The sequence below is a fragment of the Psychrobacter sp. 1Y11 genome (assembly GCF_052259045.1).
Lineage (GTDB): Bacteria > Pseudomonadota > Gammaproteobacteria > Pseudomonadales > Moraxellaceae > Psychrobacter.
Window position 1 is genome coordinate 229,527 of record NZ_JBQQER010000005.1, and the last position, 12,836, is coordinate 242,362.

Annotated in this window: 9 protein-coding genes and 1 tRNA gene; 5 read left to right on the top strand and 5 right to left on the bottom strand. The window is 44.2% G+C overall.

Annotation, left to right across the window (positions count from 1 at the left end):
* Positions 1-42: 42 nt before the first annotated feature.
* The 4 genes from ACTXGJ_RS06620 to ACTXGJ_RS06635 form a co-directional block, all read right to left on the bottom strand.
* A complete protein-coding gene (locus tag ACTXGJ_RS06620) occupies positions 43-1,704 on the bottom strand; it encodes an ABC1 kinase family protein (protein ID WP_443565431.1) in 1,662 nt (553 codons plus the stop codon).
* 74 nt (positions 1,705-1,778) lie between these two features.
* Positions 1,779-2,480 (bottom strand): hypothetical protein, encoded by a 702-nt coding sequence (locus ACTXGJ_RS06625; RefSeq protein ID WP_443565432.1) that lies wholly within the window; start codon positions 2,478-2,480, stop codon positions 1,779-1,781.
* 56 nt (positions 2,481-2,536) lie between these two features.
* Entirely contained in the window at positions 2,537-3,526 is a 990-nt protein-coding gene (gene ubiE, locus ACTXGJ_RS06630) for a bifunctional demethylmenaquinone methyltransferase/2-methoxy-6-polyprenyl-1,4-benzoquinol methylase UbiE (protein ID WP_439242795.1), read from the bottom strand.
* A gap of 268 nt (positions 3,527-3,794) precedes the next feature.
* Entirely contained in the window at positions 3,795-4,508 is a 714-nt protein-coding gene (locus ACTXGJ_RS06635; protein WP_439242431.1) for an FFLEELY motif protein, read from the bottom strand.
* Between the two features lie 663 nt (positions 4,509-5,171).
* On the opposite strand from ACTXGJ_RS06635, the gene ACTXGJ_RS06640 reads away from it, so the two are divergent.
* Together ACTXGJ_RS06640 and ACTXGJ_RS06645 are read left to right on the top strand one after the other, a co-directional pair.
* Entirely contained in the window at positions 5,172-6,824 is a 1,653-nt protein-coding gene (locus tag ACTXGJ_RS06640; protein ID WP_439242429.1) for an ATPase, read from the top strand.
* Positions 6,825-7,409: 585 nt separating this feature from the next.
* Entirely contained in the window at positions 7,410-9,020 is a 1,611-nt protein-coding gene (locus ACTXGJ_RS06645) for an inorganic phosphate transporter (protein WP_439242427.1), read from the top strand.
* A gap of 143 nt (positions 9,021-9,163) precedes the next feature.
* Here ACTXGJ_RS06645 and ACTXGJ_RS06650 read toward each other — a convergent pair whose 3' ends face one another.
* Complete coding sequence (locus ACTXGJ_RS06650; protein WP_443565434.1) at positions 9,164-10,861, bottom strand: aminotransferase class I/II-fold pyridoxal phosphate-dependent enzyme; 1,698 nt, start codon at positions 10,859-10,861, stop codon at positions 9,164-9,166.
* A 374-nt stretch (positions 10,862-11,235) separates the two neighbouring features.
* Between ACTXGJ_RS06650 and msrB the strand changes: the two genes are divergently transcribed.
* From msrB to ACTXGJ_RS06665, 3 genes are all read left to right on the top strand, one after another.
* Entirely contained in the window at positions 11,236-11,661 is a 426-nt protein-coding gene (gene msrB / locus ACTXGJ_RS06655; protein ID WP_439242423.1) for a peptide-methionine (R)-S-oxide reductase MsrB, read from the top strand.
* 121 nt (positions 11,662-11,782) lie between these two features.
* Positions 11,783-12,271, top strand: a complete 489-nt coding sequence (locus ACTXGJ_RS06660; RefSeq protein ID WP_443565436.1) for a glutathione peroxidase — start codon at positions 11,783-11,785, stop codon at positions 12,269-12,271.
* A 492-nt stretch (positions 12,272-12,763) separates the two neighbouring features.
* Positions 12,764-12,836 (top strand) — tRNA-Val (locus tag ACTXGJ_RS06665).

Consider the following 12,836-nt stretch of genomic DNA (forward strand, 5'->3'; position numbering starts at 1 on the left):
TTTTGATAACTGAGTCTTAGTGAGCATATTTTAGAGATAAGTTTAAGCTAAAATACGCCAGACGACTGCTAGAACCGCTAAAATATAAAACAGCGGTGATAACCAACCTATGACTTGGGTGGCAATAGCAATACTGATAGCAAATCCTGCTAATGCTAACCAGTCGCGGCGACGGTCGTTGAGCATATCAGCGCGTATTTGCTGCATCTCGCGCAGTTGGCTATCTTGTCGTGAGCCTTGTGAGGCCAAGCTTTGCAGGCCTTGATCGAGTAGTTTGGGGATATCAGTACTCGATAATAAAATCTCAGGCAGTTGCTTACGTAGCTGTTGCAAGTTACGTATAGGATCAAGCTGCTCTTTGATCCAGCCGCTCAAAATCGGCTTAGCTAACGACCAAATATCTAGCTCAGGATAGAGATCACGGCCTAGACCTTCCACATGGACTAAGGTCTTGAGTAGTAGCATCAGCTGCGGCGGAATACTCATATGATGACGGCGGGCGATGTCTAAGATTTGCATCAAGACGCCAGCAAAATCTATCTCATTGATAGATTTTTGTAGCATAGGGCCAACAGTGCGGCGCATGTCACGCACTAAGGCATGCTTATCGGTATTGGGCGGTATCCATCCGGCGCGACTAACAATATCGACTAAGGCGGTAAAGTTGTTATTCATTACTGCTAGTAGCATCCGCGCCACTATCAGCTGATCTTCCTTAGATAAGGTGCCCATAATTGCGCAATCAAGGCCGATGTAACGCGGCGCATGACCTAAATTGACAGGGGTTATCTCATTGGTAAGGGTCGTGACAGGCGGGGTCTCAACAAAGACATTACCCGGATGCATATCGGCATGAAAGAAATTATCACGAAAAACTTGGGTAAAAAATATCGTTAAGCCTTTTTCTGCTAATGCCGCGCGGTCATAACCAAGCTGATCAAAGACTTCTACTTGCGAGATCGGCACGCCTTGAATGCGCTCCATCACCATGACGTTCTTTGAGGCGTCATAAACTTCAGGCACATACATCAGCGCTGAACCTAAGAAGTTGTTACGCATCTTAGTGGTATTATCCGCCTCTAGCGTTAAGTCCAGCTCATTGAGCATCACTTGCCGATAGTCTTCGACGATATCGATAAGGTGTACCGCGCGTGCTGCCTCTATCCGCGCAGAGGCCCAATTGGCAAGTTCGCGTAATAACTCAAAATCAGCAATGATAGTCTCACGAATATCAGGACGCACGACTTTGACGACGACTTCGCGACCATCGGGCAGGGCGGCGGTATGCACTTGCGCAATAGAGGCGGCGGCTAAAGGTTTGGTATCGAAGCGGGCGAATAAGGTGTCAATCGTCTGACCTAAGCCCTGCTTGCTATTTTCGATTTGGGCGATAGCCGTATCAACATCGAAAGGCTTGACCTTATCTTGTAGTTGTACTAGTTGTTCGATGATCTCAGCCGGTACTAAATCGCGACGAGTCGAGAGCAGTTGGCCTAGCTTTAGAAATAGCGTACCCATATCCTCTAATGCATATTTGACCGCATTAGGCTGATGCTTTTTGCCCCAAGCGGCAGGATGCAAACGTAGTAAACGCGCCACAGGCTGCAGCTGCGGCGCCTCTTCTACAGGAAAATGAGTGTCAAGTCGATAACTGGCGGCAATACGCCAAAGCTCGAGTAAGCGTGCGCGATGAGATAGTAGCATGGGCAATAATTACTCTAGATAAGGTACAAGGTTAAAACAGTGGTAGTTGTAAGCGAAAAAGTTATCGCAATAGATTATTGATTTTGTCTTAAACGCGCTTGCTCCATTCTAAGCGCTGCCAACTTAGCCTCTTCGCGCTCAACATCCACGAGCAACTTAAGCAGTTGCTGCTTCAAATCATTAACCTCAGCTTTATCCGTCGGATCAGGCTCACTGGTACCAGCGATATCATTGGCCCAGTCGGTGACATCATCAAAAACGCGCTTACCGCTGTGGCGTAGACCCCATTTGAGCTGAGTGATCAGCAGCTGTAACTGACTTGCCATAGGTTTGCCAATGAGTGGCTCTAGCTGACCGGCAATGTCGGGGTCAAACCCAGCGACTAACTGTTTCAGCTGCATCAGCACTTTATAATCGCCTTCAATAGGCAAGTTACCTGTGGCGTCGCGCATCAAGTTGAGCAACTGCGCGGGATTATCGACAGTAATAATGCAGTCAGGCTGACTATGGCCTAGCCGCGCCATATCCATGTCCGCTTGCGCGCGCTCATCTAGGTGATCGCCGCCGCGGGGCTCAAAAACACTAGGAATCGTTACTGGCTCAAAACGCAAGCGCTTATGATTGAATATAACGTCTAAATGCAGCTCAGGCACCGCCATGTTGAGGCGCAGCACTTTACCAGCCAAGGGCTCAAGACCGGCTTGGGTGATTTCATCACTCATCAAAGCGACATTAATAAGCTTCTCAGCGCCTGCCAAAAGTAAGACCGTTAGCATAATATTCTCACAGTAATAAGATTAGGTTTTCAGCTTTAAGCTCTAAATTTTAATAGTTACGCTTTAAAACCGCGATGCACGGCAACAATACCAGCGGTTAGATTGTGGTAATCGCAATTGACAAAGCCCGCTTGCTGCATCATCTGTTTGAGCGTCTGCTGATTAGGATGCATACGAATAGACTCTGCTAAATATTGATAGCTCTCAGCATCATTGGCGACGATTTTACCCATCATCGGTAGCGCCGTAAATGAGTATAAGTCATAGGCTTTAGATAAAGGCTCAAATATAGGCTTGGAGAACTCTAAGATAAGTAAGCGGCCGCCGGGCTTGAGGACGCGGTACATAGAGCGCAGCGCTGCATCTTTGTCTGTAACGTTACGTAGACCAAAGCTGATGGTCAATAGATCAAAGCTCTCATCGTCGAAAGGCGCTAGAGTCTCGGCATTCGCGAGGACAAAATCGACGTTATTGCAGCCTGCATTGATTAAACGCTCACGGCCGACCTCGAGCATAGCGGCGTTGATATCTGATAACACCACATGACCATGACGACCGACTTCACGGCTGAATACTTTTGCCAAATCGCCTGTACCGCCTGCGATATCGAGCACCTTTTGGCCAGCGCGAACACCTGATAAGCTGATAGCGAAGCGCTTCCATAAACGATGAATGCCAAAAGACATCAAGTCATTCATAATGTCGTATTTTTTGGCGACTGAGGTAAAGACGTCCGCCACGCGTGCTTGTTTTTCAGCTTTATTGACCGTTTTGTAGCCAAAATGCGTTTGCTCTAAACCATCAGTGTCAGGCGTATGTGGGTTGTTAATATCATCGCGTTGATTAAAAGCTGTTTTTTTGACTGCGGCATTATTGGTCTGAGACTGGGCTTGCTTATCGGTAGCGGCACTCGTCGTATCGTTGTTAGGCAGCGTGGTTTGTTGACCTTGCGGGGTTCCGACTGGTAGGTCTTGAACTTGCGTGAAATCATTGGTTTTAGGACTAGCTGTTTTATTATTGTCGGTTGCAGTGTTATTAGTATTCATAATGGTTTTATTCTTAACTTTAGGCGCAGGACTTTGGCGAGCTTGTGCCTGTGCGGTAATATTTTGATTATTAGCGATACTATCTTTGACCAACTTGTCTTGTAAGTCGCTATGAGGGTTAGGCTTGCTATGCATATTAGTATCGAGATGAGTAGCGTTAATACTATTATTAAGGGTGTCATTGGCAGTGTTAGTCATAAGATTATCCTATTACTGATACGCATGGCTAGTTGTTGATTTAGGAGCGCTAATGCTGGTATTTGTAGCGCTATGATACAGCAAACACGGTAACGGTGTCGCCATTATCCGCGGCATGGACTTGATCGACAATGGTAAGCTCGCGCGTGCAAAAAGGCTCTATAAAGCCTTTGACGCTCTTTAACGGGCGCATAGCAGTAAACCCTGCATCGATAAAGTCATATAGCGGCTGATAATTATGGCGATAGGCGGTGCCTTTTGCCATAGCAAAAGCCTTGCGTAACATAAATGAGTTGATATATTTATCGGTACGGTAGCAGACTTCTTTTAGGTTCCCAAGCTGCGCTCGGCGTTCATCCGCTTCATCAACCGCACGATAAGCACAAATCATAGTCTCTGCATTGACAGGCAAGTCTTGCGCTATTAGCCACTGCGCTAAATGCAAGTCTAATTCAATGGCTAGAATAGCAGCGTAAATAGCCATACTCCCTGTTTCTAACGCTGCAGCAGGCGCGAAACGCTCTACTTTCTTGGCTTTAGGAACGATACGCTGTAGTTGTTCGGCGAGCTTTTTGAACTCATCACCGCCATAGAGCTGCGTCAAAAAATAATCTGCCATCGGCCGGTTTTTTGGTTGTTCAAAGACATCGGCATGGGTTTGTTCGATACGGGCGCGCTGCCATGCTTGCACTTCAATGAGTTTTTCATTCAGCGCTGCATCATCGTGGTAGGGCAATTGCCAAAAGCGCGCTAGATGATGTTGTAGTTCTGATAATGCTGACATAACAATCCTATATGAATAAACTTATATAAATAAATAATCAAGCCAAAAAATTAGCAGCTGAACGCTTATTATGCACAAAAAGTATAATAAAGAGTAAACACATGCTGCCTAAGAGAGTAGCAGAATTGGCAATAGCTACTAAGAGTTTTTGGTACATTTTTTATGAGGCTATGATACCTTAAAGCCTTCGTTTTTTCCGTTTTTATTAGGGCGTGTTGAACATTCATAAATAGGCACTGCTGATCGCTAAAATCGTTCCAGACTAGGCGCAAGTCGAAGATAATGTTAATACCTTAGCTAGACTTGCAACACCGTATGGGGCAATTTTAGCATCAGCCTGCAAGGATAGGACTCTTTTTTGCCGCTTCTCTGCTAAAAATATCCCCTTAGAATGACTAAGCTAGATATTTTTACCTTTGAATCGCCTAAAAAATAATCTCTGTCAGTGCCATGATCTAATGTTCAACACGCCCTACTAAGATGACTCTGCTTAATAATCGCAAGCACGCGGACACGAAAAGGGAGGACATGCCCTAAAGTTACCCTTAAATAAAAAACAATACAAATGGCAAACTGTTACACAGCGATATTATCTCGGTGGTAAGTGAATGCTATTATTTATCTATACCTTCAGAATAAATAACTAGCAAGTGAGTCGCTATCATGTTTAACGATAAAGAGCATAAAACCGGTGCAAATGAGAAAAATGATAATAGGCAGCAAGCTGTCAGCGCGCGCTTAGATCCGCAAGTAGTTAGTAGCCGTTTGACACCCAATCCGCTAAGCGAGTTTTCGATGGATGAAGATGAGCTTAGGCTGGCCTTGGTCACTGCGCAATTCGCGCTTAGGGCTACTAGGCAACAAACACCGCCGCCAACGAATAAGCCAACAGGCTTACTAGTGCTGGTCAATGGTATGGAGCAAGCGGGCAAGGGCAGCGCGGTCAAACAGTTAAGGCAATGGGTCGATCCAAGGCTATTAAAAGTAGAAGCCACTATTGGCTACCCGCCGTTAGCTTATCAGCCTATTTGGCAGGCGCATACTAAAGCGATGCCGCGTCACGGCGATGTGATGGTTTATTTTGGGAATTGGTACGCCGATCTGATACATAACGTGATACGCATGGTTCAGTATAAATCAGCAAACGGCGCGGAGGTACAACAAAAACTCCCAACAACGGATTGGCACCTTTATTTAAAAGAGCAATTGGCTGAGTTAAAAACTTTTGAGCAAGACTTGAGTGCCAATCATACCAAGGTATTAAAGTGCTGGTTTCATATCGATGCTGAGACGTTAAAGGAGCGTCTTAATGATGAGACAGCAGATCCTCAGTATCTGTATCAGATAGATTGGTGCGATGAGGAAGTGCTAGAGCAGTTTAACTTGATAGCAGCAACAATACTGAGCCAACAAGGCGACTGGGTCATTATTGATGGTAATGATAAGTCGCAAGCACAAACGAGATTTTGTCACGAAGTCCTGCACGCTATACAAACGGCATTAGCGAGTAGTGAGACGTCTATGAAAGAAAGCTCAGGCACCCCTGCAGCGCCCGACTCGCCTGATTGTACAGCCGCTGCTTTTATAGATACAGAAGTGCCAAAAGCGCTCACTGATATCAAAGACCATGACCTAGATAAGTCAGATTACAAAGATGAGCTAGCAGACAAGCAAGCTGAGTTTGCGAAGCTCATACGAGATCGCAGAGGTCGCCATGTTATTTTTGCTTTTGAAGGCATGGACGCGGCGGGTAAGGGCGGCTCTATTAAAAGAATGGTTGCACCACTCGATCCACGCGAGTATCAGATTTATAATATTGGCGCACCGATGCTTTACGAGCTACAGCATCCCTATCTTTGGCGATTTTGGACTAAGCTGCCTAATGAGCAAACGGATCGCATCAGCCGTATCGCTATTTTCGATCGCACTTGGTACGGTAGGGTATTGGTTGAGCGTATTGAAGGGTTTGCTGAGCCTATCGATTGGCAGCGTGCTTATGGCGAGATTAACCGCTTTGAGGCGGATCTACAAGCAGCAGGCACGCTAGTGATTAAGTACTGGCTCGCTATTGATAAGGATGAGCAGCTCGAGCGCTTTGAAGCAAGACGAGAAACCCCGCATAAAAAATTCAAACTCACTGATGATGATTGGCGCAACCGTGAGAAGTGGTCGGATTATGTGCAAGCGGCGGCTGATATGCTAGCGCATACAGACACTGAGCATGCGCCTTGGTGTATTGTCGCAACCAACGATAAGCGCCGTGCCCGTCTCGATGTGCTTGATCATGCGATTGAGCAGCTAAAAGCCTATAAATAAGTCACGAGATAAAAGCGAAAATAAGCGAATAAATATAAAGAGCTCTGCTCATAAACCTGTCGTTACAATTTTGGCAATTTCATTGTGCATAAGTGCTCAATATTTAATATAATGGGCGCACGAATAAGGGCTGATGACTCTTTTATTTGAGGGGTTAGTCCTATATACAGTGTTTTATTGAGCCAATGTTTTATGACTTCGATATTTATTGCAGTGAGGTGTATTGCCTAAATATTTGTCGCTTCAATATATCATTGTTTCATTTTAATGATTTGTTCTAATTCTAATGGTTTTATTCTAATAAACTTATTAGTGGCTATTTATGAGATAAATAATCGCTAGATACCTAAGCCGCGAGCTGCCTTAATCAATTGATTTAGACTGTTACTTGCGGCTTAATTGTATGTCTATAGCCTATGGCGGGCAGGTTTATAAGGATTGCTATACATTCAAAGAGTAGCTCTATCCAGATTCAAGCACGATGAAGTTAAGCTGCAATCACGCAGCTGAGCAGGATATCAGCGTGTGTTGTGACATCATTATCACTAGCAAGTCTCTTTAATCTTACTCAAGGCGTCTCATTTTATGGGTATTAGCAGCAACTCTACAGCATCAACCAAGCCGGTTGGTTCTATGAGAATCAATTTATTCTTTGCTATTTTACTGACTGCGATGACCAGCTATTTTTTATGGTGGGGTCTCGACTACACGATGCGTCAACAAACGACGTTGTTTATCGTTGCTACTGCCTTTGGTGTCTTTATGGCATTCAATATCGGTGGTAATGACGTCGCCAACTCTTTTGGCACCTCAGTAGGTGCAGGTACTTTGACCATTCCGCAAGCTTTGGGGGTGGCAGCGATATTTGAGGTGTCGGGCGCTGTATTAGCAGGTGGTGAAGTAACTGATACTATTCGCAGTGGTATTGTGGATTTGGACGGCTTGGCGGTCAGTCCTAATCAGTTCATTTATGTCATGCTGTCTGCTTTGATTGCTGCAGCGTTTTGGTTGTTATTCGCCACCAAAAAAGGTCTGCCCGTTTCAACCACGCACTCCATCATCGGCGGGGTAGTGGGTAGCTCTATTGTATTAGGGATCACTCTAGGTGGTACTGAAATGGCGCTCTCAACCGTAGATTGGGGCACTATCGGCACGATTGCTGTCTCTTGGGTATTGTCACCTTTATTAGGCGGCGTGCTCTCTTACTTCTTATATGGTCATATCAAACGTAACGTCATCGACTACAACGATCAGGCAGAAGCGCAAATCGCAGAGCTAAAAGCCGATAAAAAATCTATCAAAAAAGAGCACAAAGAACGTCTGGATGCGATGACTGAGTCTGAACAGCTCTCCTATACCTCAGCCATGCTTCGCGATCAAGACATTTATAAAGACGATGACTGTGACGTTGAGGATTTAGAGACAGACTATTATAAAAAGTTGTATATCGTCGAGCATGAGCGTGAAAGCTTAGATACCCTAAAAGCTTTGAAGAAATGGGTACCTATCTTGGCAGCTATGGGCGGGGCGGTGATGACCTCGTTAGTGGTGTTTAAAGGCCTCAAAAACGTCAATAGTAATATGACGACCCTGCAAGGTTTCTTAATCATGGGCATGATAAGTGCGCTAGTTTGGCTAGCCACCTATATCTATACTAAGAGTATCCGTGGTAAACACAAAGAGGATCTGACCAAAGCCACCTTTATTATGTTCAGCTGGATGCAGGTCTTTACCGCTTCAGCCTTTGCCTTTAGTCATGGGTCTAACGACATTGCCAATGCGGTGGGGCCTTTTGCTGCTATTATGGATGTGATTCGCACCAATACGATCGCCTCAGAGGCTGCAGTACCATCGCCTGTGATGCTCACCTTTGGAGTAGCGCTTATCGTTGGTTTATGGTTTATTGGCAAAGAAGTCATTCAAACGGTGGGCACTAACCTCGCCAAAATGCATCCGGCCTCTGGCTTTTCAGCTGAGCTTGCCGCCGCAGGCGTAGTAATGGGCGCTTCGACTTTAGGCTTACCCGTATCGAGTACGCATACTTTAGTAGGCGCGGTGTTAGGTATCGGTATCGTCAATAGAAACACCAATTGGGCACTTATGAAACCTATTGGACTGGCATGGGTTATCACTTTACCAGTCGCCGCAGCACTATCGGCTATCAGCTTCTTGATACTCAATCAAATTTTTAGTTAATGGGATATTGACTATAAAATGATGAAAAAGACAGGTTAAAAATTTAATGTTAAAAAAAGCTTATCGATGATCATCGATAAGCTTTTTTACTACAATAAAGTGTGGTTTGGTTTTAATTTATCATGATAGCTTTCATCATGAATTCAAGCTTCAAGAGCTTGTTTATTAGCAGCTTTATTAGCTAATTTATCTGTACCGTACTGTTGACGTTTTTTGGCAAAGAAACGATCTAAGCGATCCATAGCATTCTCTAAATCATGTAGATTAGGCAAGAATACTAAGCGGAAATGGTCAGGGGTATCCCAATTAAAGCCAGTGCCCTGTACCATGAGTACCTTCTCCTCAATCAATAAGTCCATCATAAACTGCATATCGTCTTTGACCGGATAAATTTCAGGGTCCATCTTTGGAAAGCAGTAAAACGCTCCTTGCGGCATAGTGCAAGAAATGCCGGGGATCGCGTTAAGACGCGAGATTGCCATTTCACGCTGTTTAAACAAGCGGCCTTTCTCTGAGGTCAGCTCTTTCATACTTTGATAACCGCCCATCGCCGTTTGAATGGCATATTGTCCTTGCACGTTTGAACACAGGCGCATAGAGGCGAGCATGTCTAAGCCTTCGATAAAGTCCGTAGCATGTTGCTTTTTACCAGAGACCATCATCCAGCCGGCGCGAAAGCCTGCAATACGGTGCGATTTTGACAAGCCGTTATAAGATAAGACTAGTACCTCATCGGTAAGCGTACTCATAGGCTTATGTTCGACATCGTCATATAGTACGCGGTCATATATCTCATCTGCCATAATAATCAAATTGTGCTCTTTAGCAACTTCGATAATCTGTTTTAGATTCTCATCAGAGTACAGCGCTCCAGTCGGGTTATTCGGATTGATAACCACGATGCCCTTAGTTTTGCTCGTAATCTTTGCTTTAATATCTTCGATATCAGGCTGCCAGTTATCATCTTCATTGCAGCGATAATGCACTGCAGTACCGCCAGAGAGATTGGTCGCTGCCGTCCATAGAGGGTAGTCGGGCATCGGAATCAGTACCTCGTCACCATCATTCATCAGCGCCTGCATCGTCATCACAATCAGCTCTGAGACACCATTACCAAGGTAGACATCGCGTACATCGACCGCTGATAGTAGTCCTTTAGACTGATAATACTGCAGCACCGCTTTGCGCGCCGAAAAAATCCCTTGCGAGTCTGAATATCCTGTCGCTTCTGGCAGATTCATCGCCACATCACGTAAAATCTCATGCGGCGCTTCTAAGCCAAAAGGAGCAGGGTTGCCGACGTTGAGTTTGAGAATGCGTTGACCTTCGGCTTCCATTTTATTAGCCATTTTTAATAAAGGACCGCGAATGTCATAGCAAACGTTTTGTAGTTTTTCAGATTTTTTGAGTTCAGTCATAGTCGTCTCTTCCTTGTCTTGAAGCTTTTTATCTTGAGGAGTTTTGTTTTGGTAAGTCGTATAACTATTTGAGTGAGTATCTAATTGCTGGCTTGGGTTGCCATGGGCTAGTGAGGGCTTATTTTGATCTGTCGTTATGGACTGAGGGTTGGGTTCATGCCCATCGCTATCATTGTCGCCGCGAAGCAGATAGCCTTCTGTGCATCCCAGAAGTCGCGCAAGCGTAGGCAGCTTGGAGGAGACGATACCATTAGTACCGCGCTCCCAATTGGAGATAGCGCCACGACTGACTCTAGCGCCTGCTTCGGTCATTGCTTGTGCCAATTGCTCAGCGGTTAAGCCTTTATTACGGCGCAGTTGTACCAGTCTTTCAGCTTGTGCCAAGCGCTGGTCTTGAGCGAATTTATCTTGGGTTTTACTCATAATTAATTTGACCTCAGCTTATTAACACTTTATTAAATACTTTAATGCAAGATATTATTGCATTAGTACTGGCAATGCAAGCCATCTAACGTATTCCAATGCAAGTTATACTTGCAATATATAGTTTTTCCACAGAACTTCTATGAGGTGTTTTTAAGTTAATCTATTAATATCAATTATTTATAAGGTATTTTTGATATGAGTTAAAACTAAAAATAGTTCTTACTCATAAAAATGTAAGAGCACTTTAACGTGTGTTTTTAGTAATCATAGTCATCTACACATTGAATAATTAAGGATAACTACCATATCGAACCTATCAGAATGTTTTGAAAATTCAAAATTTTAAAAGTGAACGATAATAAGGAACGACTATGCAAGACAGCCAACTCACCAAAGAAGAGATTGCCCAGTTAACCGAAACCGACTGGAAGCAGCGTTTAAGTGCGGATGAGTATCATGTTATTCGCGAGAAAGGCACTGAGCGTCCTTTTACCGGCGCTTATAATGATGTCAATGATAAAGGCGTTTATCGCTGTAAAGCTTGCGGTGCCAAATTGTTTGATTCAGAAAGCAAGTTTGATGCCGGCTGTGGCTGGCCAAGTTTCGATCAAGGGATCGATAATTCCGCTATTGATGAGCACGTCGATGATTCGCTAGGAATGCGCCGTACCGAGGTCACTTGCAGTAACTGTGATGCACACTTAGGCCATGTGTTCCCTGATGGTCCACGTGAGACTACGGGTATGCGCTATTGCATCAACTCAGTGTCGATCGATTTGGATAAAGCCGAAGACTAAGCGGCATTCAATACTAGCTATTGATTACGTAGACTTTGTTATATAGTAAGGGAGCTGATAATAGCTCCCTTATATTTTGGGCACAGCGACAACCGAATTATAATTTGATTAAGGATGAGTGATGAGTACTATTTATGATTTTACTGCTGAGCGTATGGACGGCACGATGCAGTCTTTAGCTGACTTTGAAGGTCAGGTGCTGCTAGTGGTTAATACCGCGAGCAAATGCGGTTTTACGCCGCAGTTTGAAGGGCTTGAGAGCCTAAATGAGCACTATAAAGACCAAGGCTTAACGGTTATCGGCTTTCCGTGTAATCAGTTCGGTAGCCAAGACCCTGGTAGTAACGAAGAGATTGGCGCTTTTTGTCAAAAGAATTATGGCGTCAGCTTCCCTATGATGGCCAAAGTCGATGTCAATGGTAGCGATGCCCATCCAATTTTTAAGTGGCTTAAAGAGCAAAAGGGCGGCTTACTTACCGATGGTATTAAGTGGAACTTCACTAAGTTCTTGATAGGTAGCGATGGGCAAGTGATCGATCGATATGCGCCAACCACTAAGCCTGACGCTATTAAAGCTGATATTGAAAAGGCGTTAGCAGCTGCTAAATAAGTTTTTGTTGCTAAGAAGACGTTACTAGCAAGTAGTAAACAAATGATTTAAAAATTTTTAAAGTATAAAGCTAATAAAAACAGTTGCTTGCTAGTCAACCACCATTTTCAGCAAAAAACTTTGCTAAAAATGATGAAAACTATTTGACAGGCATAACTAAATCTATATAATACACACCCACAGCAAGGAGCTTTATTGGTTCTGAGTTGTTAGAAGTTGATTAAGAGGTGATAGTCTTGATTAGCTAGATCTAAGAAATTCATTAGCATTTATTTAGATGCAGAGTTTCTAGAAAATTTCCTTTAAAGGATTTCAGTACAATTTAGTGTAGGTGTAGAACCTCTAGAATTTAGGAAAATGTAAATTCTCTTGCGCTCGGACGAAGCAGTTTTATTTATAAGATTGCGTTTAGGTGTTAAGTTTTAGAAAATCCTATTTAAAGGATTTTCCTTGCGAAGCTAAAAAAGCAGTGCTTTTTTTATACGCTTCTCAGGGTGATTAGCTCAGTTGGTAGAGCGTCTGCCTTACACGCAGAATGTCGGCGGTTCGAATCCGTCATCACCCA